General features: G+C 55.5%; 31 protein-coding genes and 2 pseudogenes. 20 read left to right on the top strand and 13 right to left on the bottom strand.

Annotation, left to right across the window (positions count from 1 at the left end; translation table 11 throughout):
- Positions 1 to 16: 16 nt before the first annotated feature.
- Entirely contained in the window at positions 17 to 721 is a 705-nt protein-coding gene (locus tag N7E02_RS07565; RefSeq protein ID WP_286578693.1) for a Crp/Fnr family transcriptional regulator, read from the bottom strand.
- Between the two features lie 132 nt (positions 722 to 853).
- Here N7E02_RS07565 and N7E02_RS07560 point away from each other — a divergent pair, with 132 nt between their 5' ends.
- Entirely contained in the window at positions 854 to 1,096 is a 243-nt protein-coding gene (locus N7E02_RS07560) for a DUF6894 family protein (protein WP_286578692.1), read from the top strand.
- A gap of 608 nt (positions 1,097 to 1,704) precedes the next feature.
- On the opposite strand, the gene katE is transcribed toward N7E02_RS07560, so the two are convergent.
- Positions 1,705 to 3,837: a catalase gene (gene katE, locus N7E02_RS07555; RefSeq protein ID WP_286578691.1), complete on the bottom strand. Its 2,133-nt coding sequence runs from the start codon at positions 3,835 to 3,837 to the stop codon at positions 1,705 to 1,707.
- Between the two features lie 69 nt (positions 3,838 to 3,906).
- Positions 3,907 to 4,407 (bottom strand): YciE/YciF ferroxidase family protein, encoded by a 501-nt coding sequence (locus N7E02_RS07550; RefSeq protein ID WP_286578690.1) that lies wholly within the window; start codon positions 4,405 to 4,407, stop codon positions 3,907 to 3,909.
- Positions 4,408 to 5,054: 647 nt separating this feature from the next.
- Here N7E02_RS07550 and N7E02_RS07545 point away from each other — a divergent pair.
- The 3 genes from N7E02_RS07545 (at position 5,055) to N7E02_RS29550 (ending at position 7,546) form a co-directional block, all read left to right on the top strand.
- Positions 5,055 to 5,360 (top strand): hypothetical protein, encoded by a 306-nt coding sequence (locus N7E02_RS07545; RefSeq protein WP_286578689.1) that lies wholly within the window; start codon positions 5,055 to 5,057, stop codon positions 5,358 to 5,360.
- Between the two features lie 39 nt (positions 5,361 to 5,399).
- A complete protein-coding gene (locus tag N7E02_RS07540; protein WP_286578688.1) occupies positions 5,400 to 5,615 on the top strand; it encodes a hypothetical protein in 216 nt (71 codons plus the stop codon).
- Positions 5,616 to 7,288: 1,673 nt separating this feature from the next.
- Entirely contained in the window at positions 7,289 to 7,546 is a 258-nt protein-coding gene (locus N7E02_RS29550; protein WP_353622801.1) for a PRC-barrel domain-containing protein, read from the top strand.
- Positions 7,547 to 7,759: 213 nt separating this feature from the next.
- Here N7E02_RS29550 and N7E02_RS07535 read toward each other — a convergent pair whose 3' ends face one another.
- Entirely contained in the window at positions 7,760 to 8,491 is a 732-nt protein-coding gene (locus N7E02_RS07535) for an SDR family NAD(P)-dependent oxidoreductase (protein ID WP_286578687.1), read from the bottom strand.
- An 81-nt stretch (positions 8,492 to 8,572) separates the two neighbouring features.
- Between N7E02_RS07535 and N7E02_RS07530 the strand changes: the two genes are divergently transcribed.
- Positions 8,573 to 8,959, top strand: a complete 387-nt coding sequence (locus N7E02_RS07530) for a winged helix-turn-helix transcriptional regulator (RefSeq protein WP_286578686.1) — start codon at positions 8,573 to 8,575, stop codon at positions 8,957 to 8,959.
- Positions 8,960 to 9,025: 66 nt separating this feature from the next.
- Here N7E02_RS07530 and N7E02_RS07525 read toward each other — a convergent pair whose 3' ends face one another.
- Positions 9,026 to 9,409 (bottom strand): glycine zipper domain-containing protein, encoded by a 384-nt coding sequence (locus tag N7E02_RS07525; protein ID WP_286578685.1) that lies wholly within the window; start codon positions 9,407 to 9,409, stop codon positions 9,026 to 9,028.
- A 245-nt stretch (positions 9,410 to 9,654) separates the two neighbouring features.
- On the opposite strand from N7E02_RS07525, the pseudogene N7E02_RS07520 reads away from it, so the two are divergent.
- The 6 genes and pseudogenes from N7E02_RS07520 to N7E02_RS07495 all read left to right on the top strand — a co-directional run bounded on the left by N7E02_RS07520 (position 9,655) and on the right by N7E02_RS07495 (position 12,734).
- Positions 9,655 to 10,105 (top strand): annotated as a pseudogene (locus N7E02_RS07520) (DUF892 family protein).
- A 164-nt stretch (positions 10,106 to 10,269) separates the two neighbouring features.
- Positions 10,270 to 10,872 carry an alpha/beta hydrolase gene (locus N7E02_RS07515; protein ID WP_353622800.1) on the top strand — a complete coding sequence of 201 codons (603 nt, stop codon included), beginning with the start codon at positions 10,270 to 10,272 and terminating at the stop codon, positions 10,870 to 10,872.
- Positions 10,873 to 10,894: 22 nt separating this feature from the next.
- Positions 10,895 to 11,527, top strand: a complete 633-nt coding sequence (locus N7E02_RS07510; RefSeq protein ID WP_286578684.1) for a hypothetical protein — start codon at positions 10,895 to 10,897, stop codon at positions 11,525 to 11,527.
- 35 nt (positions 11,528 to 11,562) lie between these two features.
- Positions 11,563 to 11,985 (top strand): GNAT family N-acetyltransferase, encoded by a 423-nt coding sequence (locus tag N7E02_RS07505; protein ID WP_286578683.1) that lies wholly within the window; start codon positions 11,563 to 11,565, stop codon positions 11,983 to 11,985.
- Positions 11,986 to 12,065: 80 nt separating this feature from the next.
- Positions 12,066 to 12,278: a hypervirulence associated TUDOR domain-containing protein gene (locus N7E02_RS07500; RefSeq protein WP_286578682.1), complete on the top strand. Its 213-nt coding sequence runs from the start codon at positions 12,066 to 12,068 to the stop codon at positions 12,276 to 12,278.
- Between the two features lie 27 nt (positions 12,279 to 12,305).
- Positions 12,306 to 12,734, top strand: coding sequence for a GFA family protein (locus N7E02_RS07495; RefSeq protein ID WP_286578681.1), 429 nt, complete (start codon positions 12,306 to 12,308; stop codon positions 12,732 to 12,734).
- Between the two features lie 229 nt (positions 12,735 to 12,963).
- Here the strand turns inward: N7E02_RS07495 and N7E02_RS07490 are convergent, their stop codons facing one another.
- The 3 genes from N7E02_RS07490 to N7E02_RS07480 form a co-directional block, all read right to left on the bottom strand.
- Entirely contained in the window at positions 12,964 to 13,500 is a 537-nt protein-coding gene (locus N7E02_RS07490; protein WP_286578680.1) for a GXWXG domain-containing protein, read from the bottom strand.
- On the bottom strand, positions 13,497 to 14,282 hold the full coding sequence (gene xth, locus N7E02_RS07485) for an exodeoxyribonuclease III (protein WP_286578679.1): 786 nt from the start codon (positions 14,280 to 14,282) through the stop codon (positions 13,497 to 13,499). The genes N7E02_RS07490 and xth overlap by 4 nt, the downstream gene beginning before the upstream one ends.
- Before the next feature lie 67 nt (positions 14,283 to 14,349).
- Positions 14,350 to 14,520 (bottom strand): hypothetical protein, encoded by a 171-nt coding sequence (locus N7E02_RS07480; RefSeq protein ID WP_286578678.1) that lies wholly within the window; start codon positions 14,518 to 14,520, stop codon positions 14,350 to 14,352.
- A 211-nt stretch (positions 14,521 to 14,731) separates the two neighbouring features.
- On the opposite strand from N7E02_RS07480, the gene N7E02_RS07475 reads away from it, so the two are divergent.
- Positions 14,732 to 15,001, top strand: coding sequence for a hypothetical protein (locus tag N7E02_RS07475; protein ID WP_286578677.1), 270 nt, complete (start codon positions 14,732 to 14,734; stop codon positions 14,999 to 15,001).
- A gap of 270 nt (positions 15,002 to 15,271) precedes the next feature.
- On the opposite strand, the gene N7E02_RS07470 is transcribed toward N7E02_RS07475, so the two are convergent.
- Together N7E02_RS07470 and N7E02_RS07465 are read right to left on the bottom strand one after the other, a co-directional pair.
- Complete coding sequence (locus N7E02_RS07470; protein WP_286578676.1) at positions 15,272 to 15,475, bottom strand: hypothetical protein; 204 nt, start codon at positions 15,473 to 15,475, stop codon at positions 15,272 to 15,274.
- Positions 15,468 to 15,677 (bottom strand): hypothetical protein, encoded by a 210-nt coding sequence (locus tag N7E02_RS07465; protein WP_286578675.1) that lies wholly within the window; start codon positions 15,675 to 15,677, stop codon positions 15,468 to 15,470. The genes N7E02_RS07470 and N7E02_RS07465 overlap by 8 nt, the downstream gene beginning before the upstream one ends.
- Before the next feature lie 137 nt (positions 15,678 to 15,814).
- Between N7E02_RS07465 and N7E02_RS07460 the strand changes: the two genes are divergently transcribed.
- From N7E02_RS07460 to ligD, 5 genes are all read left to right on the top strand, one after another.
- Entirely contained in the window at positions 15,815 to 16,024 is a 210-nt protein-coding gene (locus N7E02_RS07460) for a hypothetical protein (protein WP_286578674.1), read from the top strand.
- Positions 15,996 to 16,214 carry a hypothetical protein gene (locus N7E02_RS07455; RefSeq protein WP_286578673.1) on the top strand — a complete coding sequence of 73 codons (219 nt, stop codon included), beginning with the start codon at positions 15,996 to 15,998 and terminating at the stop codon, positions 16,212 to 16,214. The genes N7E02_RS07460 and N7E02_RS07455 overlap by 29 nt, the downstream gene beginning before the upstream one ends.
- 32 nt (positions 16,215 to 16,246) lie before the next feature.
- The gene (locus tag N7E02_RS07450; RefSeq protein ID WP_286578672.1) at positions 16,247 to 16,558 is read left to right on the top strand and encodes a hypothetical protein; all 312 of its coding nucleotides are present in this window, start codon (positions 16,247 to 16,249) and stop codon (positions 16,556 to 16,558) included.
- Between the two features lie 62 nt (positions 16,559 to 16,620).
- Positions 16,621 to 17,958: a DNA polymerase ligase N-terminal domain-containing protein gene (locus N7E02_RS30185; RefSeq protein WP_445344456.1), complete on the top strand. Its 1,338-nt coding sequence runs from the start codon at positions 16,621 to 16,623 to the stop codon at positions 17,956 to 17,958.
- Between the two features lie 4 nt (positions 17,959 to 17,962).
- The gene (gene ligD / locus N7E02_RS30180; RefSeq protein WP_445344455.1) at positions 17,963 to 19,315 is read left to right on the top strand and encodes a DNA ligase D; all 1,353 of its coding nucleotides are present in this window, start codon (positions 17,963 to 17,965) and stop codon (positions 19,313 to 19,315) included.
- A gap of 25 nt (positions 19,316 to 19,340) precedes the next feature.
- Here ligD and N7E02_RS07440 read toward each other — a convergent pair whose 3' ends face one another.
- Both N7E02_RS07440 and N7E02_RS07435 read right to left on the bottom strand, forming a co-directional pair.
- The gene (locus N7E02_RS07440; protein ID WP_286578671.1) at positions 19,341 to 19,574 is read right to left on the bottom strand and encodes a hypothetical protein; all 234 of its coding nucleotides are present in this window, start codon (positions 19,572 to 19,574) and stop codon (positions 19,341 to 19,343) included.
- Between the two features lie 108 nt (positions 19,575 to 19,682).
- Complete coding sequence (locus N7E02_RS07435) at positions 19,683 to 19,919, bottom strand: hypothetical protein (RefSeq protein ID WP_286578670.1); 237 nt, start codon at positions 19,917 to 19,919, stop codon at positions 19,683 to 19,685.
- Positions 19,920 to 20,048: 129 nt separating this feature from the next.
- On the opposite strand from N7E02_RS07435, the gene N7E02_RS07430 reads away from it, so the two are divergent.
- From N7E02_RS07430 to N7E02_RS07420, 3 genes and pseudogenes are all read left to right on the top strand, one after another.
- Entirely contained in the window at positions 20,049 to 20,453 is a 405-nt protein-coding gene (locus N7E02_RS07430) for a response regulator (protein WP_286578669.1), read from the top strand.
- A 74-nt stretch (positions 20,454 to 20,527) separates the two neighbouring features.
- Entirely contained in the window at positions 20,528 to 21,010 is a 483-nt protein-coding gene (locus N7E02_RS07425; protein WP_286578668.1) for a pyridoxamine 5'-phosphate oxidase family protein, read from the top strand.
- Between the two features lie 154 nt (positions 21,011 to 21,164).
- Positions 21,165 to 22,075 (top strand): annotated as a pseudogene (locus N7E02_RS07420) (diacylglycerol/lipid kinase family protein).
- 77 nt (positions 22,076 to 22,152) lie between these two features.
- On the opposite strand, the gene N7E02_RS07415 reads toward N7E02_RS07420, so the two are convergent.
- On the bottom strand, positions 22,153 to 22,770 hold the full coding sequence (locus tag N7E02_RS07415; RefSeq protein ID WP_286578667.1) for a hypothetical protein: 618 nt from the start codon (positions 22,768 to 22,770) through the stop codon (positions 22,153 to 22,155).
- Position 22,771 lies beyond the last annotated feature (1 nt).

The raw sequence follows: 22,771 nt of genomic DNA, 5'->3' as shown, positions 1-22,771 counted from the left end.
GGTTTCCGGGGCCGGGCTAATAGCGCCAATCGTGCCGGATATGCTGCTCGTATTCCTTCTCTGCGATGCCATAGATTGGGCCGGCTAGCTCTTTCAGCTTTTCGATGTCCTTGATGAGAATGAGACCGCGCTCTGCCTTGATCGCGTGGTTGCCCTCTAGACGATGTAACGCGTCCGTGACACTCGGGCGGCGGACGCCGAGCATCAGTGCCAGAAAGTCATGTGTGAGCGGCAACTCGTAACCGATGCGGTCACGGCCCATCAGGATCCAGCGGGCAAGCCGCTTCTCGACACCATAACGACCATCGGCGAGGGCGGTTGTGGCGACTTGTATCAGGAAGACGTGTGCAAAGCGTGTAAGAAGCTCGCGCAGCGAGCCACGCTCTGCCATCGCCGAGCGAAGAGCCTCGACTTCGATCCTCAATGCGGGGCCGCCACATTGCATGAAGGCGAAATGGGGCGTGCTGTCTACACCGAGTACCGCCGGAACGCTCGAAAAGCCTTCCAGACCTACGCATCCGACTTCGATGGTCTTGTCACCGTTCCTGCCAGCGATCTCCGATGATAGTCCCCCTTCGAAAAAGAACACATGGCGCAGCTTTTGATCGGCTTGAAACAAGTACTCGCCTTGCTGCAATTCGACTGGCTCAAGATGTAGCTTCAGCCGCGTGACGACATCGTCAGACAGCATCGATAGGATTCTGTTCGTCGTCCAGCTCATGATCAGCTCCGGTGCCAAGCGTGCATCCATCCAGCTACCTAGCGCGACAAACAGAGATATCCATAAAACAAAGGTTTGTAGGAAACCTATGAGGCTTTCTCAAGTTATGCAGGGGCTATAAGGGAGTGATAGATGATCCGGCTTTATTTCCATATTCGAGACGGAGATCGGTTGTCCAAGGATCCGGAGGGTGCCGAGTTCCAGGACGTCCAAACCGCACGTACGGAAGCCGTTCGCTCAGCTCGCGAGCTTTTGTCCCAGCGCGTGCTGAATGGAGAGGAGATCAATGGGCAATCGTTTGAGCTGACCGACGACAACGGCGTTATTGTTGATACTGTTAAGTTTCGCGACGTGCTTCGGCTGCACCAAGGTTGAGATATCTGACTTCAGTACGAATTTACCTGCAAGGCGGGTGAAGTCGATCACCCGCCTACGCATCTATATTGGGTTCATTCTTCGTCGTCCCATGATGGGCGTTCAGGTTCAAATGCCTTGGCTCGAGCATCCCATTCTGCGCCGGCCTTGGACCGGTGGCTCGTGCTCCTGGCCCTCAGGCTGTCCAGCCTGCTCCTACAGCTCGTAAGCACGACGGGCCGTCCATTCCTCACGTTTTGTCCATTTGAACCTCCCTGCCGGAAAACGAAGACATCCTCGCCACCTATTTTTGTTATCCTCAAACTGCCGATCCGATAAGAGCCGCGAACAGCGATTGATAGCTCGGCGCGGCACCGCGCAACGGAACAGAGGGCGGAGAATGTTGGCTTCTTTGGGTGGGTTCCTGCCAAAGAAGAAAAGCAGATCGAGGGTACGATGCTGGCCCTACGCGGCCGCGGATTCTTCCGCTGCACCTGGCTCGCATGACAGGTGATCGCTAAAGGGGCGCCGCACCGCGCATCTTACGGCGAATGAGGCGGCCGTCCTTACAGCGATATCGGCGTCAACGATATCGGCGCGAGCCCATGACCCGCGCCGTGTAATTGTGTTTAAGCTCCAGGCACCGATGCCGAGCCGAGCTTTACTGACGGCTCACGTCCCCAGACGCGAAGCTTGCCTAGCTCTTCGACGAAACTTGTCAAAGTCGTTCCGCCGGAGAGTTCCAGAACACCTTCGTCGACGTCCTTCGCGATACCGGCCTTCTCGAGCAATGGTAGGGCGCCCTCGTTGTAGCCGATGAATTTGCAATGCTGGAATGCATCCGCCACGAAATCCCGTGCAGTTGCCTCTTTGAGCAGATCTTCAACACCTGCCTCAGATAGGAGGAGTGCAACAGCATCGAAGAGCACCGAGGGGCCACCGTCGATCATATGGTGCGCCTCGATGAAGCTCTCGTCGGATGCCATTACCCCGCCAACCTTCGGTGCGATGAGCTCGACCAAGCCATTCTCTTTCGAGACTGCACTCATCAGAGCCTTCAAGAGTTTCGCATCGACACCGTCGGTGACAAGAACGCCAAGCTTGCGGCCTTCAAAACGTCTCGGTCCACGCTCAACGATACTGAGCGCTGGGGACGGCTCAAGATCTTGTCGTGTTTCCACGGCCGCCGGAGCTGCCTTCGGCATAGCGGCCATCCCCAACCGATGAGCGACCTCGGACGCGAGGGTCTCATCGATGTTGAGCAGATGGGAAACCATGCGCTCGCGGATCGCGACCGTTTCGACTTTGCTGAGTTCGAAGGTGAGCGCCATCACGATATGCCGCTGTTCTGGCGGTGTCTGGCTGATGAAGAACTGTCTGGCCTGGCTGTAGTGATCCGCAAAACTTTCAGGACGAAGCTGCACCTTGGTACCGGACACTTCCGCCGGAAAATGGCGATAACCACGAGACTTGCTTTCTCGCGGACCTTCTCCGAAAGAGTTCGGTTCATAATTCACCCGCCCGGCCGGATTGCGCATTGCCATATGGCCGTCCTGCTGGAAATGCGCGAAGGGACACTTGGGCGCATTGATCGGCAGGTGGGAAAAATTCGGGCCGCCCAACCGCTTAAGCTGTGTGTCGAGATAAGAGAAGTTGCGACCTTGAAGCAGCGGGTCGTTGCTGAAGCCGATGCCCGGCGGAACGTTCTGTGTCATGAACGCGACCTGCTCAGTCTCGGCGAAGAAGTTGTCCGGCATACGATCAAGGACCAACCGCCCAATTGGCTTCACCGGCAACACCTCTTCGGGGATGATTTTGGTCGGGTCTAGGACGTCGAAATCGAAGCTATCGGCGAAGTCCTGATCGAAGAGCTGAACCCCGAGCTCCCATTCCGGAAAATTGCCAGATTGGATCGACTGCCACAGATCGCGGCGGTGGAAATCTGGATCCGCGCCATTGATTTTGACTGCCTCATTCCAGGCGACAGACTGCAGGCCGAGCTTCGGTTTCCAGTGGAACTTAACAAAAGTGGGTTCTTCCTTGTCGTTGATGAACCGGAAAGTATGGACCCCAAAGCCTTCCATGAAGCGTAGCGATCTCGGGATTGTCCGATCCGACATGATCCACATGACCATGTGCATGCTTTCAGGTGTGAGACTGATGAAATCCCAAAAATTGTCATGGGCGGTCTGGGCCTGCGGGAACGCCCGGTCGGGTTCCTGCTTGGCCGCATGGATGAGATCAGGAAACTTGATCGCATCCTGGATGAAGAAGACAGGTATGTTGTTGCCGACTAGATCCCAGTTGCCTTCCTTGGTGTACATCTTCACGGCAAAGCCACGCACATCGCGCGCGAGATCGGCCGATCCCTTATTGCCGGCAACCGTCGAGAAGCGAACGAAGACCGGGGTCTTTTCGCCGGCACGTTGGAAGACGTCTGCCCGAGTGTATTTTGCAAGAGTCTCGTATGTCTCGAAATAGCCGTGGGCCCCATAACCGCGCGCATGGACGACGCGCTCGGGAATGCGCTCGTGATCGAAATGGAAGATCTTCTCCCTGAAGTGAAAATCCTCCATTAGAGCCGGGCCTCGTGGACCCACACGTAGTGTGTTCTGGTCGTCGGCGACCGGAGCGCCTTGCGATGTCGTCAGCACTTCGAAGCCGTCTTCCGCTGTCTGATGAAGCTCGCCGCCGTTACCGCGCGAGAGTCTCTGATCGTGGATGGCAACTTGATCGGTTGATGATTGTGTCTTCTTGGCCATTTGCCCGTCCTCATGTTTAGGAAACAGAAAAAGGCCGCCTTGCGGGCGGCCTCTCGTCATTCCGGTTAATCAGGCAGCTTTCTTGCCCTTGTCGTTGGCGGAAGCTTTTGCCAGTGCCGTCAACTTCTTGTCGGTCGCCACCTCTTCCGACAGGTTTTGCTCGAGGAGCGGCACTGCATCCTTCAGGCCGAGCTGCTTGGCCCACTCAATGAGAGTGCCGTAGCGCGCGATTTCATAATGCTCCACGGCCTGGGCAGACGAGATGAGACCGGCATCAAGCGCGGGCGATCCCTTAAATTCCTCGATGATCTCTTCGCCTTCGGCGATGATGCCCTGGATGGCTTCGCAGGTCTTGCCGCGTGCCGACTTGCCTAGAAGCTCGAATACCTGTTCGAGCCGATCGATCTGGCCCTGGGTTTCCTCGCGATGCTGCAGGAAGCCGTCCTTACCTTCCTCGGACTGTGATGCGCGTGCCATCTTCGGTAGAGCTTTCAGGATCTGCTTTTCGGCAAAATAGATGTCCTTCAGAGTGTCGAGAAACAGGTCGTCGAGTGTCTTGGCAGTTGCCATGTCGTCCTCCATCGATTGTAGAAATGGTGCGAAAGGTGAAGCAAGTACCACACCAGCATGAAGTTAAATCGCGGTCGAAGCGAACGGTTCCTGTACGCCAACGTACCAAGAACAACAGTGCAGCTCAGACTGGCAGTGGAGATTGGAGAAACTCGACCGGCGCAGCGGCCATGACCGTGCGAGAGGAAAGACCTATCACCCCGTTTTCGCAAAGTTCCTCGCAACGTCAACGTCGTCCTGTTATTTGTCAACCGTACCAGTCGACCGCCCTGCTTTTCCAAAAGGATCCGCTGGATCGAGCCGATACGCTGATTTAGTAACGCATGACGTGCCCTTAGGATGAGACAGCCATTGATGCACAGTAAACGTTCCGGCCGTTGGCGCCATCGTTCCGCTGGTAGAGGGAACTTTTGCAATGCCTCGATGCTCCGCAGATTGTCGGCCAACTGATGCCGGAAAGGCCCGGAAGGTCTGCCCTCGGGCGGAATCGGGCATGATCACCGGCGACATCGCCGCTGCCGCTTATCGGATTGCCGCCAAAAGTGCTGGTATACTCTGCGAGTGAACCTCCAGATATCCACACGCTGATCGTGAAACCATTATTGCTGCCATTAGTTCATCCTTGGTCATGATGAAGGAATGAACTCATGTCTGACAGTAGCACCACCACAATCCGCGCGATCTTCGAAACGCGCGAAGCTGCCGATCTCGTTGTCGACCACCTGGTAAAGAAGCGTGGTGCTCCCCGACCGGATATTTTCATTGAGGCCGCTCATGACGCGGACACGACTGGCTCGCTGCGCTCGGGAGGATGTTTTCTCCTATCGTATGCCCGCGACAACACACCACTGGAAGGCGAAATCGAAGTCTCAGCCGACATCGCTGAAAAGCAACTGGCTACAATCCAGCGCACGATCTGTGAGATTGGCGCCATGCGGATTTCGAGGCGATAAGTTTGTCGGCACAGTTGAAATTGGAAAGGAGAAAACAGAATGGATAACTGGCGAGGTGAGATTTCAGACGCCGTGGAGAGCTTAGTCGAGCGTGCTGTGACGACGGGTGCGCGACGGGAAGACGTGATTTCAGAACTTTTGAAATCGATCGAGCAGCTCAAGCTCGCAAACGATAGCGATCCCGAACGAGGACATGCGCCGCCGCAGATTGTCCTCGATGAACCTGCCAACGATTGGCCGGCCTCTGATAAGTAACTGGCGTCCACGCCGTACAGACCGGAGCTGTTCTTCCAGGCCCGCCAGATTCGCGAAGCACGCGGCATATGTCGTTTTCTTCACTCGGCAGCGAATAAGATCCGGACTGCCATTTTTCCACCAGACATGGCCACATTCGCCCAGCGCAGCCTACACCTCAACCACGCGCCGTCGGGCTTCTGCCACAGTTGCGGGATCGCCATCTGCGGGCCTGACAGCGCGCGTGGCTGAGGGCCGCTCCTTGACCTATTCGCCTCCAGCTTCAGGGCCTAGGGATCGATTGTTTTTGCGCCGGAGGCGGCCTCGCACGATAAACTAGCGTCCGTCCGGCGTATCTGTTTAAGCGGTCGCCATCATGGCAAGGCTCTCTGCGAAGGATCGGAAATCTCTGTCTATTCCATTCGCTGCGGTTTGCCAACGCTGTCCGAACAGTGGTGGATGTCTCGATCATGCAAAACCACTCAGCATGTTCGCGCCGAGCTAATCCTAAGTTTTCCCATGATGGGCCTTTAGGATCCACTCGGCCATCATCCAGGCGAGGCGCTATCCGCTGTGATCGTCAGAGAGGATCACACCGTTTTCGACCTGCTTCTGCTGTAGCGTCAAAAGGTATTTGTGCTCTATCGACAGTTCTGGGCCAGTCTTCCGACCGCTGCAACATGCGGCGGCAGGAACAGAATCTTTCTCTTCGTCTGTTCTACTCGCACTCAGGGAGAGAACCATGGTGAGACCGCAGAACGAGAATTTCCTTCAGAACAAAACTGAGGCACCGAGCAACCGTGCGAAAAAGGCCAAAATAGGCAAGGGATTTATAATTTTCCTCGCGTGTTTCGCGGCTGCCCTTTTTGCCGTCTACATTTCAATAGCGGTCTACGGGCTCAGCTTTGCTTGATGATGGAAGCCAACGTTGTCCGTGGGCGATGGCAACTGTCCCGGCTGCGTTCGGATAATAGTTGCCCAGTTGATGCTCCGGCGGTAACGGTAGGCGTTACCGGTGAATTACCTGGCTTCTTGTAAGTCTTTCCATTGACGCTCACGACAGCTCAACTATTTCCTCTCTCGGAGAGCCGGGCATAAATCCCGAAGGAGATACCCCCGACGCCGCGGTGCTCGCTGAAGCAGTGCAACGTTGGTTTGAGTTCTACGATGTCGACCGAACCCGACCCGTCGACAAGATGCTATTCGAGGCTGCCATGCGTATCTACCAAAGAGGGTACCACTCGCTAGTTGATATCGCGACAGTGCTCATTGCCACCAATGTTGGCAGTCCAGCGACGAGAATAAATGCTCCGTCGTCTGCATCTGTCCACTGAGGGGAAACATCGCTTGACCCGCGCGACTTCTTTGCAAAGGCCGCCTTTAAACTGACGACACTGATCACGCGACTTTGTCATTGGAAGGTCATGTTATTGGAATGAACCACGGTCGGATCATTCCATTTCATTCCTGTCCGATAAACACTCGGTACTTAGCCTGTCCGTAACTCTCCTTATCGCAGCACTCGCGCAGGCTGAAGGTGCCGTGTTGACCGCTCTGACGACGCCAGTTCCGATGGCTTCGGACGCTAACGCGGCACACGACAGCGCAATCGACAAGCCTGTTGAGCAGGCATCCGCGAGCGACGAAACGACTGCGGGCCCTTTCGCCACCGTGCCAAAACTGGGGCATGGCGCGTGAGTGATCTCGAAGGCAAGCGGGTCTACGGCGCTGGAAACGAGAGCATCGGTCCGATTAACGATGTGCTCGTCAGTCAAAATGGAAGCGTCAACGCCGTTGTCGTCGGAGTAGGTGGCTTCCTCGGGATTGGTGAGAAGAATGTTGCTGTAGACACCAGCTTCTGCAGTTGGGTCCTGGCACCATGTCCTAACAATGCTGCGGCAGGAGCAGCGCCCGGCGTTTCGAGTGAGACTACAGCTCCGGGCGCCCCATAAAGTGCGGCTCCTGCAGATGACACTGATGCTTTGGCGGCAGAAGCTGGGTCGGATCGCCTGCCGGAGCGGATCGTGCTGAATGTAGCGCCGGCAGGTGCAGCGCGCACCGGAGTTTGAAGGCGTTAGAGCTGCTCAGCAGTGAAATTTAAGGCGGCCCGCATACGGTGAACTTGAGTGGGCCGCCTCCCTGTCACGTAAGATGGTCCAGAAAGCCTAGACTTGCCGCATTCCTCCGTCGACGCAGAGTTCGGCACCTGCGATGTAGCTTGCTTCGTCGCTCAGCAGGAACAGCGTCGCCGCCGCGACTTCATCAGGGCGCGCCATCCGCTTCATAGGGATAGGCGCAATCAATGTCTCGCGGACATCGTCTGGAACAGCTGCCATCATCTCTGTATCCGTGGGGCCAGGAGCTACGACGTTAACGCGGATACCTTTGGGAGCCAGCTCAGCGGTCCATGTCCTTGCGTAGGAGCGAAGTGCTGCCTTGGTAGCGGCGTAAGTGCCGTACGAGGGAATTCCTGCATTATCTGCGATTGATCCTACCAGCACAGCTGAACCTCCGTCTCCCATCGCTGGGAGGGCGGCCTGCAGTCCGAAAACCGTGCCGCGGACGTTGACTTCGAAGTGACGATCGAAGTGATCTAGGGTGACTTCAGTTATTTGCGCAGGCTCGGAGATGCCCGCATTCAGGACTAGAGCGTCAATCCGCGCATGCGTCTGACGCAAGCGATCTACCGCTTTTAGCATGTCTTCAGGTGAGCTGGCGTCGGCGGCGATGCCAACTGCACCCTTTCCGATGTTTAAGGCTGCTCTCTCGGCGTCAGAGGCGCGACGGCTGGTAATGAAGACCGTCGCTCCCTCGGAGGCCAGCCGCTCGGCGATTGCCAGACCGATACCCTTTGCTCCCCCGACGACCAGCGCGACTTTGTTATGCATTCGAGCCATCTGAATTCCTTTCACTTGATGGTCTCAAGATGATATACGCCGTAAATCTGATATCAATTACGCACCTTAAGTAGCCTAGATATGGACCAGTATACTGACCTGGAAATGCTTTCCTGCCGCGCTCTCAACGAGATGGCCGTTGTGCGTCCCGTACTAGATAAGATCGCTGACAAGTGGACGATCCTTATCCTAACCGTGATTTGTCCGAAGCCATCGCGGTTCAATGAAATCAAGCGACGCCTTGATGGGATTACACACAAGGCGCTCGCTGACGCGCTGAAGAGGCTCGAACGTAATGGCTTGGTGACGAGGACTGTGTTGCCAACGCAGCCGATCGGTGTCGAGTACGCCATTACCCCTCTGGGGCATTCTCTCAGACAACCATTCGAAGCACTTTGCGCCTGGTCGCTCGAGAATGGCCCTCAGATCGAGGCGGCCGCTGCTCGGTACGATAAGGCAGGGAAGTGAGCTGGGTGCTGTAAAAAGATCGGCCCCCACATCAACAAATGGGCGGCCTTGTCACGTTCAAGCCAGTTACCGGGTAATTCCGACGATGAACCCAACGGCGGCAGCGAGCCCAATGGCCTGCCAGGGATTACGTCGGATTCTGTCTCTCACATTGTCTGCCGCTCGATATTGCAAACTCTCGGCCTCGTCCCTGAGCGCAGCAAGATGCTCACGCGGCTCGACGTATGGGTCATCGCGATGTTCAAGTATCGACTGAAGAGCTTCGTCGACATGCGGCGCATCGGACTTTACTGACAGCCCAGTTCCTGAAGGGATAGCCGTGGTGGTGGCCGACACTGGATCGGATGCTGGAAACGTGTCCTCCAATCCTTCATCGAGAGCGCCAGCAGATCTTTGCTGTGCCTGTTCAGCCTCAAGCGCGTTAACCGCAGGTGATTTCTCATTCGCCATTTCAACCTCCTCAAATCCTCGGCTTACTTTATGGTCAGAGCCTGTTCCACCGCGAGATCCAGCTTTGCATGCGCTCTGCTGGAGGGATCCAGTTGCCGGATACGCGGCGGCGCTTATAGAACCGTTCTGATTGCCTTGGGTTGCTGAGAGGACCCGATCGTACGGTTCCGTACGGTAATCCTCACGTATGGAACGCGCTGAACGGTCAAGTCTTTCCCCTGCCTCATTGGAAAAGGGAGAAAACAATGGTCACTATGGTTGGTAACGAGAGCAATTTCGGAAAGCTCGTGAAGGATCTCATTCTATCTTGAGCACGATGCGATCGCAGCTTACGAGTCGACGATGAAACGTCTCGACGACAAAACGCTGAGTGCAAAGGTGGCCGAATTCCACCAAGACCATCTACAGCACCTGACGACTTTGCGCGAGATCGCTGCCGAGGCTGGCGTAGAGGCTCCGGATGAAGGCGATATGAAGCAGATGCTGACAACCGGCAAGATTGCCCTCGCGGACATGTTCGGCGACAAGACCATTCTTAAGGCAATGAAGACAAACGAAGACGACACAGTCACCGCTTACGAGCGTGCCTCGCAGCATGAGGAAGCCAGGCCGGAAACCAAGGCGTTCTTTATGAAGGCCCATCAGGACGAAGTCCGTCACCGCGCCTGGTTCGAAACGACCGCCGAACGGCTCTGATTTGTAATCTGGAGTCTGGGCCGTCATCCAGGGCCCACGCCCAAGATTGATGACGAGACGGCGTGACAAAAAGCTGCGCCGCCTCTATGCGGATCGAAGAGGGCGCTCCACGCAAAGGGTTGAGCGCCCTCTGTCTTTTGATCTCACATTGAAATTCAGCAAGCTTGCCGCCGACAACTGACCTGATCATTCTTTTCCACGGCATAGGTGCTTCAGGTGCGCAGATGATGCCACTCGCAACCACCTGGAAGACGAGCTTACCCACAACCCGGTTCGCCACGCCAGATGCGCCATTTCACAAGGCCGTCGGACCTGGTCGCGTTTGGTTTCAGGTCGACGGCAATCAACTCCGGCCTGATCGCCTTGCCGAAATACGTGACGCATTCGATCGCACGATCGATCAGATCATCAAGCGCGAGGGATACGAAGAAGCACTTGATCGGCTCGCCTTTGTTGGTGTCTCACAGGGCGCGATTGTCGCTCTTGACGCTGTAGCGTCTGGCAGATGGAAAGTCGGCGCTCTAATCGGCTATTCCGGCCTTCTCCCACCCGTCCCGGTTTCTTCCGAAAGTAGTGGCACACCGGTTCTTCTGGTTCACGGACAGAATGATCGAACTATCCCACCATTTGCGTCTACCCTTGCCGCCTCCCAGCTCCAAACGGCTGGTTTCAAGGTTGATCTGAAGATCGAGCCAGGTGTTGGTCATACGATCTCAGTGACGAGCGCACGGCTCGGCCTGGATTTTCTCCGCACACATCTAGGCTGATTTTCAGAGACGGGAATTCCGTATGCTAGAGTTACTGCAAGCGAACGCTCCTATCGTCTCCGCTGCGGCCAGCCTTGGAACCCTTTGCATCTGGGCTGTCTACCTCCAGATCTTCGTTGGAGGGCATCGAAGACAGGTCAAACCGATGCTCGTTATCAACCACGGCGAGGAGCGGGCACTTAACGCTCATTGTCTGGTGACAAACATGAGCAGGGAGCCCGTGCACATTCAAAGCGTTGTCGCAAAAGTCAAAACCGACAACCACACCTACACCGCCTACATCACAGACGCAGAGGATATCCGCCAATCAGGCATCGATACTGGCTGGCAGAGAATGACGCGCCAGGGCCCGTTGCAGCCCGGGACGATGGCGGACATGGGGACTTTCGACTGCATCATCGCGTATGCTGAGGCGAACGCGATCGAAGCAGGCGAACATTTTACGAGCAAACTCGATGCCGTTGCAGAAAACATAGAGATTACGATCCTGGGCATCTACGGCTCTGAAGATCTGCTAATTGGCGCGACGCGAAAATTCGACCTCACGAAGTCCGACGGGAGATCGGCAATTAGAGCATCCGAAGCGCTGACACGCCAGATCACGCGCAGACGGGAACGCAGGAAGTTGCTCAAGGAATTGAACGAGCAGCTATAAGACTGTACCCCGAGCGTGCACATGGGAAGACACATATGACCACTAAAAATGAATGCTATGTGATTGAGAAAAGAACGCCCGACATCGACGATTACATGCGTCTGCGCCAAACAGCTGGTTTGACGCCATTTTCGAGGGCTGCGGCTGAGATCGGGCTTGAGGGGACTGTCTTCGCTGTGGTCGTAGTTGTCGATGGTGAGGTTATCGGAATGGGGCGGCTGATTGGCGATGGCGGCTGCTTTTTCCAGGTCACCGATATAGCAGTACAGCCAGATCACCAGGGTCGCGGGCTCGGGAAGGCGATCATGACGGCAATTATGGAATACGTGGACACAACGATGCCGGAGACAGCGTATGTGAGCTTGATTGCCGACGTACCCGCCAACAAGCTCTATGAACAATTTGGTTTCAACGAAACCGCCCCAAGATCTGTGGGCATGTCGTACATAGTGAGATAGCTCACACAAGTGACGAACGCTTCAACGGAACCATAAGACCCTCTGAGATGTTTGCTCGCCGATATTATGGAGGAGGCAGTATGGCAAAGGATCTGAAGAAGGGCGACACCGTGGCGTGGAAAACGAGCCAGGGTGAGACGACAGGCAAGGTAATCAAGAAGCAAATTAGCCCAACGAAAATCAAGGGGCATGAGGTTAAGGCTTCTGAGGCAGATCCTCAAATCATCGTCGAGAGCTCTGAATCTGGAGCCAAGGCCGCACACAAGCCAAGCGCCCTTAAAAAGAAGTCTTGAGGTGCCTTTTCGCTGTGGAGGTCCAACATGTCGCTGCGGGTAGCAGAGTGTAGGTGCGGACAGCTACGGGCAGAATGCCATGGGGAGCCGCAAAGGGTCTCAGTCTGTCATTGCCTGGAATGCCAGCGACGAACTGGATCCGCCTTTGCAGTCCAGGCTCGATACGCAAAAACGGATGTGGCAGTCGAAGGAGGTTCTCGGCTGTACGAGAGGACTGGAGATAGCGGTATGTGGGCACGCTATCATTTCTGTCCGGAATGTGGGTCGACTGTCTTTTACGAGAATGAGGATACGCCCGGTGTCTATGCGATACCAGTGGGCGCGTTCGCTGATCCGGGTTATCCGGCACCTCAGCGCTCGATATATGAGAGCCGCATGCATCCTTGGATTGATGTGAAGGGAGATGCGATCCATCGAGAGCGATGCCCACTGACCCCAATTAAATGCGTACTGTAACTGCTGCGCCACTTCACACCGCGATTTAGTGGTGCTTCATATTCACTACCGTGTTTCAGGAGAGTGTGCGTGTATTATGAGTGGAATGCGAGAAAAGCTAGCCGCGCCTATGTAGGTAAAATCTTAATAGCCTGGACGGCCGCAATCGCCGCATCTGCGTTACCGATCGTGATGGCAGTGAATGCCTTGACCTTCTGACTTGCGGCGCCTCAGTATCAGGAGGTCTATATCACTTTGGCTGACCGTCATCGATCTTTTGTAGCCTGAAGAAATACCGACGTGGATCACCCTCGACTACCATTTTACCGTAGACGATGTCGTCTGCGCGACGAAAATGATCAATGATCGGCTGCCGATCATAGACCATTGATGCGGTCAAAACGCCTTCATCCAGTCGCTGCTGGAGAGAGGCTGTCGTCCCCCTCGCTCTGAGCCGCGGTCGCAGATGAGAGAAGAGGTTCAACGCGCGGGCCGTCCTTCCGAACCCAGCAAATCTCACTGCCCAGCGAATGGGGAAAAAGGCAGGCTCAATTGCGACGATCTTTCCTGGATCACCTTCGAACAATAGTGCGTCGGCCCGCATATCAGGATGAAAACGCTTCCCGAACCAGTGCAGATTTTCAAGAACTCCATCCAAAGGGTGGCCAGACGGGTGGCCTGATCCCTTCCACAAACCGATCATGTCCTCAGGATCGACGGGTTCCAGCGTGTTGAACCAGTCCGAGATTTCACTCTGCAGCGCTGACTGAAGCCGTGTGTTTCTCATGGTTTTGCATCTCCCGGGACGTCTAGTTCGATCACCACAGGTGCGTGGTCACTTGTATGTGGCCAACCCCGGGGCTTCCTGCGCACCGAAGCTGACTTGAGCCATTGCGCGGCAGTAGGCGACAGGAGGAAGTGGTCGATCCTCAGACCAGCATTGCGCTCGAAGCTGTTGCGCCAGTATTTCCAAAAGGTGTAAATCCGCTCTTCGGGATGCAAATGCCGGACCGCATCTGTCCATCCCTGCTCAAGCAAGGCAGCGTAAGCCTTGCGGACTTGTGGGCGGAACAAGGCGTCATCGACCCATCGTTCCGGTCTGTGGACATCGAGCTCCGTCGGCATCACGTTGAAATCACCTATGAGAAGGGTCGGGATATCAAGGTCTAAGAGATCGGCGGCGTAGCGGTGGAGGCGGTCAAACCATTTGAGCTTGTAATCGAATTTCGGGCCCGGGGCGGGGTTGCCGTTCGGAAGGTAAAGGCAGCCCACTATGATGCCGTCGACCGCAGCTTCGATATACCGACTTTGAGTGTCATCTGGATCGCCTGGTAAGCCGCGCCGCGTGACGAAGGGCTCTTGGTCCCGCACCAGGATTGCGACGCCATTCCAGGACTTTTGGCCGTGCCAAGCCGCGCCGTACCCCGCACGGGCAATCTCTTTCTGCGGAAATGACGTAGACTTGAGCTCCTGAAGGCAGACTACATCCGGTCCGTCTTCTTCGAGCCACCGCAACAGGATATCTAGCCTGCCGTTGATCCCATTCACGTTGTAAGTGGCAATCTTCAATTCAATGAGGCCCCAGCTAGGCTACCGACATCCAGGTGGTCTCGCCGATCTCCACGAGGAGATCGACCTAGTCGGCAAATTCACTCATGATGCGCTTGGCGTGGTCAATGACCTTTTCCTCCTCGGCCAGCTTATCGTCAGTGACTTTCACCGAGACAGATTCACCATCATCACTGACGAAATCAACAATCCATTTCCCTGCGCCTTCGTGGACTACTCGTGTGTGTGAAACATTCATCAGTTTGCTCCTCATGCCGCATTAGGAACTGGCGATGAGGCTCTCTGTTCCGCAAAACGAGTTTGGAGGGAACTAACAATGGATTGGGCGTCCAACCGTTCGATGCTTAAGGCAGTGCACCCGTTGCTAGTTCGCGCATGTTTCAAGTTGTCGAGTGCGGGCCTAACGCTATCTCTGTATCGAGACTGTCATACGACCGAGGGATCTTGGAATGCGTTACAAAGCGAAGCCAGGCGATGTCAGCCTTTTCGAAAATGAAAAGGCTGGTCATGAGGGCGCTCCAGATCATCGCGGCTACTTCATTGCTCATCGGGATATCAGGGCGGGAGAGAAGGTCGAGTTAGTGCTGTGGTCTGGACGGCCAAACAGCGCTAGATCATTCGGCGGACGCCTATCAGATGGCAGCAATGATAAGCGTATCAGTTCACCAGTGCGTGTCGACTTGTTTGGAAATCCCTTAGTGGACCCGCCGAAAAGATGAGTGGCAACCTGTCCGCTTTCATCGAGCTAAGGGGCAGCGTCCGAAAACGCATGCGTTAGAAGTGGCTAACTTCCCAGACGGCGATGAAGCGCTGGTAGAACCATCAAGGGGTCTTCTTTCGGAAGCCCCTTGGAAACTCGACAACTCTTCGAACTTTCGTTCTATCCGCTATACAGCCGGATCGCTTTCGCGACGGTGAGAGTGCCTCCCAGTCGATTGGCACCCCGTATCCCGCTCACACTATCGATTTGGGCCGGCTAACGCGACCCTTTAGAGCTCTCCTCGGGATTTTTCTGCGGGATCATAGTTCACATCCCAATCCTTCCCGGCCTTCTTTCCAGGCGGATCGCGGTGCACCGTTGCATCTTCGGAACCGGTGACTACCGTAGGCTTCGCGCTGTGCACGCCGGAGGCTTTTCGATCCGCTTGCGATGGAGCATATTGACCTTTTGCATCGTCTTCAGAGTTAGGCATCTGGTTCATCCTTCGTCTTGAGAGCGTCGGACACGCTGGTTTTCTGCGGGTTGGCATTCGTTTCGCCAACGGCATCCTCATCCCGATCGGGATCGTCCTTCGCCTTCATGTAACCGCGGGGTTTGTTCTCTTGAGGTCCTTCCCATCGCGGAGATTGATCGGTCGTGCCCGGAGCGCCGTCGCTCGGTGTCGTGGTTCCCATTGCAAAATCCTCCGTTGACCTAGCACAACCAGTGCCGCTGACGATCGTTCCGGCTCAACTGCGTCGTCGCAAAGCAAGGGAACCACCGAGCGCAGCTGGTAGTTCAGGAAGCGGACATGTTCACAAGGAGGAAAGCGATGGATCGTAAGGTTGTAGAGGTGGTTGCCGAGTTGGAGGACGGCGTTACCGCGCTAGGGATAATGAATGCCGAGCAGGCTATGAGCCTGCCTTCTGATGTTGATGTGAAGATCTCTCATCCCGATGACGAGCCGGGCAAGACCGATCGATTCTTAGATCGATACGAGTTTCAAGAAATGCATGCCCATCCATCTTCGTCCAAGGATTAATCCGACGCTGCTGAAGAACATAAATGTCGCGAAAACCACAGAAACGACCGTCACCGTGGAATTCAAGGGTGAGGGGAGCGATCTCATCACCGTCAGAATGTCTGCTCATCTGAGCCATAGCGAGGACCAAACAGAAGCAGAAGCCCTAGCGATGATCGATCAGCTGCGTGAATTCAAGCAGACCGCATGATTTATTGGCAGTAGAAACGAAAGGAAATCTTGATGTCTGACACAAGCACGAAAACCATCACCGCCACCTTTTCTACTCGGGAGGCCGCTGACCTGGCGGTCGAGCATCTTGTTCAAAAACTCGGCGTCGACCGGGCGGATATCTTTGTACAGACCAACGGTTCAGACAATTCGTCCGGCACCGAGATCAGTGGCGGAGATGCCGCGACAATGGACGAAGATGCGCGGGGTGATGGGTCGCTGTCGTCGAACATAGGGGTATCTGCTGACGTTGCCGCGAACCAGGAAGAGAGCGTTCAAGCCGCCCTTAATGAATTGGGCGCAACCGATGTCGTTGCAAGTTGAGTGGTCATGATGGAGCTAGCGAGTCGACGGCATCCAGTCCCGAACGATGATAAGACCCGAACATGGCTGACAATCTGAGCAAATACCGCTCGAAGCGGGACTTCAAAAAAACCGCCGAACCGAGCGGGGAGGTTGAGGTAAAGTCATCGAACCGTCGTCGCTTTGTAATCCAGAAGCATGATGCGACGCGCCTCCACTACGATCTCCGCATCGAGATGGACGGGGTGTTTAAGTCCTGGGCCGTCACAAAGGGCCCCTCGCTCGATCCCCAGGACAAGCGCTTGGCCGTTGAGGTCGAGGATCACCCGTTAGACTACGGTGATTTTGAGGGCACGATCCCAAAGGGGCAATATGGCGGCGGCACGGTCATGCTTTGGGACCGGGGCTATTGGGAACCAGAGGGCAATAAAACCCCGGAGGAGGCTTTGGCGAAAGGCGACTTCAAGTTCACGCTTGAAGGCGAGCGCTTACACGGCAGTTTTGTGCTGGTCCGGATGCGCAGCCGCGAAGGCGAAAAGCGGACCAACTGGCTCCTGATCAAACACAATGACGACTACTCGGTCGACGAGGATGGTAGCTCTATCCTCAAGCAGAATGTCACTTCTGTTGCGTCTGGCAGATCGATGGAAGCGATCGCCGCCGGAAGAGGAAAGAAACCGCAGCCGTTCATGACCACTGGAGGTGCAGTCGAAGCCGACGCCGTATGGGACAGCAGCGAGGGGCCTGCTGCTGAAGAACGAGCGGCAGGTGTTAAGACGACGGCAGGGTTGAAGAAGGCCAAATCGAATGCGAAGTCAGAGCAGCGTGCTCCTTCAATGCCGATGCCAGATTTCATCGCACCCCAGCTGTGTGAGACTTTGCAGCGGCCTCCGTCCCCGCAAGGATGGGTGCATGAGATCAAGTTTGATGGGTATCGGATACAGATGCGCATCGAGAGCGGCCAAGTCACGTTGAAGACCCGCAAAGGTCTGGATTGGACAGCCAAGTTTCCAGCAATAGCAAAATCTGGAGCAAAACTACCGGACGCGATTATCGATGGAGAGATTTGTGCTCTGGATGAGAACGGAGCACCGGATTTTGCCGCTCTGCAGGCCGCTCTCTCCGAGGGCAAAACTGACGATCTTGTTTTTTTCGCTTTTGATTTGCTGTTCGAGGGCGAGACAGATTACCGGGATCGGCCTCTGACTACGCGTAAGGATCGATTGGCTAAGGTGCTCTCCAATGCCGGAGACGATCCCCGCATACGGTTTGTCGAGCACTTCGAAACGGGTGGTGATGCCGTACTAAAATCTGCATGTCGGCTTTCCCTAGAGGGTATCGTCTCAAAGAGAGGCAATGCCCCATACGAGATCTGGCCGCTCCAATACCTGGGCCAAATCCAAGTGTCGCGCAGGCCATGAGGTCGTGATCGGGGCGTATGCGACGACGAACGGTGCCTTTCGATCTTTGCTAGCAGGTGTCTACCGGGGGGATCACTTTGTCTATGTCGGCAGGGTTGGCACAGGTTACGGCGCAAAGGTCGTTGATCAGATATTGCCACAACTGCAGAGACTGAAAACTTCCAAGTCTCCGTTCACTGGCATCGGAGCACCAAAGAAATCGACCGACATTGTTTGGTTGAAGCCGGAGCTTGTCGCCGAAATCGAATTTGCAGGCTGGACTGCGGACGGGCAGGTGCGTCAGGCCTCATTCAAAGGCCTAAGAGAGGACAAGCCTGCGAAAGAGGTCGAAGCCGAAGAACCTGCAGAGCCTAACGAGGTTGACGCACCTGAGCCTGACGACGCACCGAAACCGCCTCCATCTTCACGGAACAAGCCCTCCCGGCTACGCAAGGGTGCGAAGGTCGATGTCATGGGCGTGCTCATCTCCAGCCCAGACAAGGAGCTTTGGCCTAACGCCCTAGACGGCGAACCTGTCACTAAGGTCGACCTCGCCCAGTATTATGAGGCAGTCGGCCCATGGCTCATCGATCACATTAAGGGACGACCTTGCTCAATCATTCGAACCCCCGACGGGATCGGAGATGAGCAGTTTTTTCAAAGGCATGCGATGCAGGGAACCTCGAACCTGATCGAGCAGGTCAAGGTGTCCGGTGATAAGCAACCGTACCTGCAGATTGATCGGGTCGAAGGTCTTGCTGCCGTCGCGCAGATCGGGGGTACAGAGCTTCATCCGTGGAACTGCGGGCCCTATCAACCTGAAGTCCCTGGGCGTCTGGTCTTCGATCTTGACCCTGGTCCCGATGTTGATTTCGCTACGGTTATTGAAGGAGCACGCGAGATCCGAGACCGCTTGGAGGAGCTTGGTCTCGTGAGCTTCTGCAAAACGACCGGAGGAAAGGGGCTACATGTGGTGACGCCGCTGTCGGTGCCGAAGGGCAGGAAGCTGAACTGGGATCAGGGAAAAACGTTTGCCCGAGATGTTTGCCAGGCAATGGCGCGGGACAACCCAGAGGTTTACCTGATCAAGATGTCCAAGGCCCAACGGAACGGCCGCATATTCCTGGATTACCTCCGCAACGATAGAACCTCGACGGCAGTTGCTCCTTTGTCGCCACGCGCTCGCCCAGGCGCAACGGTTTCGATGCCACTAAACTGGACGCAGGTGAAAAAGGGTCTCGACCCGAAGCGCTTCACCATCCGTACCGTTCCAGGTATCCTGAAAGACAGCACAGCATGGCAGGACTATTGCGACGGCCAGCGATCACTGGAGCAAGCTATAAAGCGGCTGGAGAAGACGTCCAAGCGGGCAGCATGATCCGGTCTGGAGAGATTTCAGGTTTTCAGCGGGTCGATGCGCGACCCAAGCTATCGAAGGCGTGATCGAACCTTGCCTTGAGTTCAGCGCGTCCGCTCTTTGTGCGGTCTTTCATCTCAGTGAGCAGATCCGCTTTGAGGTTTTGGTCGATCGCCATCATCGCTGCCAGAAATGATGCGCCAACTATCTCGACGCCGCCGAAGTAGTCGCTAGTGACGGACGCCTCGATTTGGCCACGGGCTTGCTCGAGAGCCTCCATAGCTTCGACAAGATGGTGGCACGCTGAAAGAGGCTGGCGAGTCGCGTCAATCAAAGCGGGTCGTTTGCCATCTGTCCCTGAAGTGCCGTTGAGCGTCTGGATGAGATTTTAGACGCTTGCCTGGTCCTTATCGATCAGAGAGGCAATATCCATCGCAATCGAATCCAGGGCGGTGACGATGAGATCGTTTTCAGGATGCCGCTTGGCCGAGACCAGGAGCGCCATCTTACACATTGCTATTCCCAACAGCGACGCACGCAGCGCGGCAGTGCTCCCGCCTAGCTCGGGCGACCTTTTAGCGGTCATGGCAACCAAATCGCTGAAAGGCCTGCTCACCAATCTCATCTGCGGGCATCCCCTTTCAAACAAAATGTTCGCATTTTATTAAATATGTTCGCAAAGAATAATGGACGGGGCAGGCCGAACATCGGTCCGGACGAGTTGTGAGTGAACCGACGTCAATGGAGGCCTGCCATGTCTACGCGTTCTGTGCTCTTGGTTGAAGATGAACCTCTCATCAGGATGGTGCTCGCCGAAGCGCTGATCGATGAAGGCTACCATGTATCAATCGCCTCCAATGTCCTAGAAGCGATTGGCGTGATCGGCCGTAATCCGGCGTTCGATATTCTGATAACTGATGTTGATATGCCTGGGGGCCTGACCGGGTTGGACCTCGCAGCCATGGTCTGTTCGCATGCTCGTGCGACTGAAATCATCATAACCTCAGGGCGAACGGTTATAGATGGGTTGATGGAGGATTGGACTTTCGTGCCGAAGCCATTTGGCGTGCAGGCAATCCTCGATCTCCTGGACAAACAACTCCATGGGGAGGTTCGGCCAGCAAACGACTGTTCAGTGCAGTTAGCGCAAGCATCCTAGCTGCGGCACGATCTCCAGACGGAACATTTCCAGTTCTCCTCTCGTTTCAGCCCCGGAACATCAGGAGATTATGAATGCCCCTTCACGACGATGACACTTCGAGAGTTTGGGATATGGCTGACAAGATCGGGTTCTGCATGCTCACCACGCAAAGTGGGATCGACTTGCGAGCGCGCCCTATGTCAGCTTACAGCGAGCGAGAAGACAACGCCTTCTATTTTCTGACGGACGTTGCTAGCCACAAGGACGAGGAGATCTCCCGCCATCCGAACGTGTGCTTGGCATTCGCGGATTCCAAGGGCCAGAAGTACGTATCGGTCTCAGGTACTGCCGAAGTGCAAAATGATCGCGAAAAGATCCGTGAATTGTGGGCGACGCCAGCCAAGGCTTGGTGGGATAGTCCAGACGATCCCTCAATCCGGATCTTGAAAGTCACTCCGGCATCTGCGGAATATTGGGATAGTCCGGGCACCGTTGTCAGCTACATCAAAATGGCAGCAGCTGCTGTGTCGAGCGCACATCCTGACATGGGCGACAACGCCAAGGTCGACATGTAAAACACACAACCTTCCAGCCAGCAGATCGATCTGACGGGTCGGGCTGCTGGCTTCACGAGAAAACGTATCGTCTGCAGGATCTCATGATTCAGTTCTTTCACTTAGGATCGCCATGCCCGCATTCTTTCTGAACTCTGGGTCGTAGACGGGTAGTATGGATATCGTTGCAGTCTTCAACCGGGATGGCGGCACGTTCAAGACGACAGATATGTCGGCTTTCGAAGCTAAATTTGTCGAGGTCTTCTCTGCGGCTGGCCACAAGATAGACTGCCGCATAGTGGGTGGCGATAAAGTTGTCGAAGCTCTTAAGAATGCAGCGGGTCGACCCGCGGTCGATTGTATCGTTGCAGGGGAGGGGATGGTACAATTTCGGTGGCTGCCCGATGCGCATGGAAAAGCGGGAAAGTTCTAGGCATCGTTCCGGCTGGGACAATGAACTTATTCGCTCGCTCCCTGAAACTGCCACTCGACATATGGGACGCCCTAGAGACGCTCGCATTCGGCGAAATCAAATCAGTTGATATCGCCTCCGCTAACGGCCAAACCTTTATCCATCAGTTTTCTGCGGGTATGCGATCTCGAATGGTCCGTCTGCGCGAAGCGAGGGAGTACGGATCGCGCCTGAGCAAAATCTGGGCGACCATCAAAGCTGCATCCATCGTCATAGCGAAACCGCCGCGGTTCGACATCATATTTAGGATCGATGGCAGCGAAGATACTCAAAAGATTTCAGCGCTATCGATTTCCAACAACGAATTCGGCGAAGATCCATTGATGTACGCGGAGAAGCTGGATGGCGGGCATTTGGGTGTGTACATGGCTGCGCCCCTCACGTTTCGATCCGCGAGTTACCTTGCTTTCGACATCCTGAGAGGGCGGCTCAAGGATAACTCTTCTGTCACGGCTCTAGCTGCGTCGGAGATACGGCTGCATTTTCCGCGACACCGCCACGGCATCCGTTGTGTGATGGACGGTGAGCTTGTCGCGATGGAGCAAGACATCCTGGTGAAAATCCATCCCGGTGAGCTAAGGGTTCTTACCAGTCGCCAAGGCGAAAGCGGATAAGCCATCCGTATATTGGACCACAGTTGCCAAACGAACAAATCGCAGCCAACTGCGGGTGTTTTGGCGAATTACTACTGTTATTGCGGCTGCTTGGTTTTGGACAGCTTTACCACAAGGCATTGTCTCCGCAGTTCCCCAAGGTCTTGCGACATTCCAGAATGCAAGAGCGCCGCCCCCAATGTGCTCATACAAGGTTCGTCCCCGAGAGCACTAACGACGGTCTCGTCGCTGATTAGTGCCCGAGCCGCATAGGCTGCAAGTTTCGCATCCTCAGCATGGCCGTTGGACACACCTGTTGTCACGAAAGCCTCGAACACCAGGATTTCACCCGATTTCTGCGGCATCCGCGTCCAGTCTTGCCATGCCGTCGCACCGGGAACATTGGCGGCGATCCTGTCCAGAATTGCGGGCACCAAGGCCAGAGCCATTGCGGTAACACTTGCTCCTGCCCCAGCGCTCCAAGGTCGACCAGCTTCTCCTGGGCGTTGTTGAAGCGTGTTCCGGATGTCTCGTTTAGCGGGGACGTACATCGTTGCCTCAAACCCCAAGACGGTCGGGCCCATCCGAACGGCTTCGGTCAACGCCGCGATCATCTTATCGGGATCCGTGCCGCCGTCCTCACTGAACGGCCCAGTAACCCACCAGCCGAGATTGCCTTGCTTCGGGGAGCCGATGTCTACGACCGCATAGTGCAAG

It is taken from the genome of Terrirhizobium terrae, assembly GCF_030323265.1.
Lineage (GTDB): Bacteria > Pseudomonadota > Alphaproteobacteria > Rhizobiales > Rhizobiaceae > Neorhizobium.
The sequence above is the reverse complement of the archived record's forward strand: the minus strand, read 5'-3'. Positions and strand labels throughout refer to the sequence as shown.

Coding starts and splice junctions, on each gene's coding strand:
- N7E02_RS07565 (WP_286578693.1), bottom strand. CDS start 721: ATGAGCTGGACGACGAACAGAATCCTATCGATGCTGTCTGACGATGTC.
- N7E02_RS07560 (WP_286578692.1), top strand. CDS start 854: ATGATCCGGCTTTATTTCCATATTCGAGACGGAGATCGGTTGTCCAAG.
- katE (WP_286578691.1), bottom strand. CDS start 3,837: ATGGCCAAGAAGACACAATCATCAACCGATCAAGTTGCCATCCACGAT.
- N7E02_RS07550 (WP_286578690.1), bottom strand. CDS start 4,407: ATGGCAACTGCCAAGACACTCGACGACCTGTTTCTCGACACTCTGAAG.
- N7E02_RS07545 (WP_286578689.1), top strand. CDS start 5,055: ATGTCTGACAGTAGCACCACCACAATCCGCGCGATCTTCGAAACGCGC.
- N7E02_RS07540 (WP_286578688.1), top strand. CDS start 5,400: ATGGATAACTGGCGAGGTGAGATTTCAGACGCCGTGGAGAGCTTAGTC.
- N7E02_RS07535 (WP_286578687.1), bottom strand. CDS start 8,491: ATGGCTCGAATGCATAACAAAGTCGCGCTGGTCGTCGGGGGAGCAAAG.
- N7E02_RS07530 (WP_286578686.1), top strand. CDS start 8,573: ATGGACCAGTATACTGACCTGGAAATGCTTTCCTGCCGCGCTCTCAAC.
- N7E02_RS07525 (WP_286578685.1), bottom strand. CDS start 9,409: ATGGCGAATGAGAAATCACCTGCGGTTAACGCGCTTGAGGCTGAACAG.
- N7E02_RS07510 (WP_286578684.1), top strand. CDS start 10,895: ATGCTAGAGTTACTGCAAGCGAACGCTCCTATCGTCTCCGCTGCGGCC.
- N7E02_RS07505 (WP_286578683.1), top strand. CDS start 11,563: ATGACCACTAAAAATGAATGCTATGTGATTGAGAAAAGAACGCCCGAC.
- N7E02_RS07500 (WP_286578682.1), top strand. CDS start 12,066: ATGGCAAAGGATCTGAAGAAGGGCGACACCGTGGCGTGGAAAACGAGC.
- N7E02_RS07495 (WP_286578681.1), top strand. CDS start 12,306: ATGTCGCTGCGGGTAGCAGAGTGTAGGTGCGGACAGCTACGGGCAGAA.
- N7E02_RS07490 (WP_286578680.1), bottom strand. CDS start 13,500: ATGAGAAACACACGGCTTCAGTCAGCGCTGCAGAGTGAAATCTCGGAC.
- N7E02_RS07480 (WP_286578678.1), bottom strand. CDS start 14,520: ATGAATGTTTCACACACACGAGTAGTCCACGAAGGCGCAGGGAAATGG.
- N7E02_RS07475 (WP_286578677.1), top strand. CDS start 14,732: ATGCGTTACAAAGCGAAGCCAGGCGATGTCAGCCTTTTCGAAAATGAA.
- N7E02_RS07470 (WP_286578676.1), bottom strand. CDS start 15,475: ATGCCTAACTCTGAAGACGATGCAAAAGGTCAATATGCTCCATCGCAA.
- N7E02_RS07465 (WP_286578675.1), bottom strand. CDS start 15,677: ATGGGAACCACGACACCGAGCGACGGCGCTCCGGGCACGACCGATCAA.
- N7E02_RS07460 (WP_286578674.1), top strand. CDS start 15,815: ATGGATCGTAAGGTTGTAGAGGTGGTTGCCGAGTTGGAGGACGGCGTT.
- N7E02_RS07455 (WP_286578673.1), top strand. CDS start 15,996: ATGCCCATCCATCTTCGTCCAAGGATTAATCCGACGCTGCTGAAGAAC.
- N7E02_RS07450 (WP_286578672.1), top strand. CDS start 16,247: ATGTCTGACACAAGCACGAAAACCATCACCGCCACCTTTTCTACTCGG.
- N7E02_RS30185 (WP_445344456.1), top strand. CDS start 16,621: ATGGCTGACAATCTGAGCAAATACCGCTCGAAGCGGGACTTCAAAAAA.
- N7E02_RS07440 (WP_286578671.1), bottom strand. CDS start 19,574: ATGGAGGCTCTCGAGCAAGCCCGTGGCCAAATCGAGGCGTCCGTCACT.
- N7E02_RS07435 (WP_286578670.1), bottom strand. CDS start 19,919: ATGAGATTGGTGAGCAGGCCTTTCAGCGATTTGGTTGCCATGACCGCT.
- N7E02_RS07430 (WP_286578669.1), top strand. CDS start 20,049: ATGTCTACGCGTTCTGTGCTCTTGGTTGAAGATGAACCTCTCATCAGG.
- N7E02_RS07425 (WP_286578668.1), top strand. CDS start 20,528: ATGCCCCTTCACGACGATGACACTTCGAGAGTTTGGGATATGGCTGAC.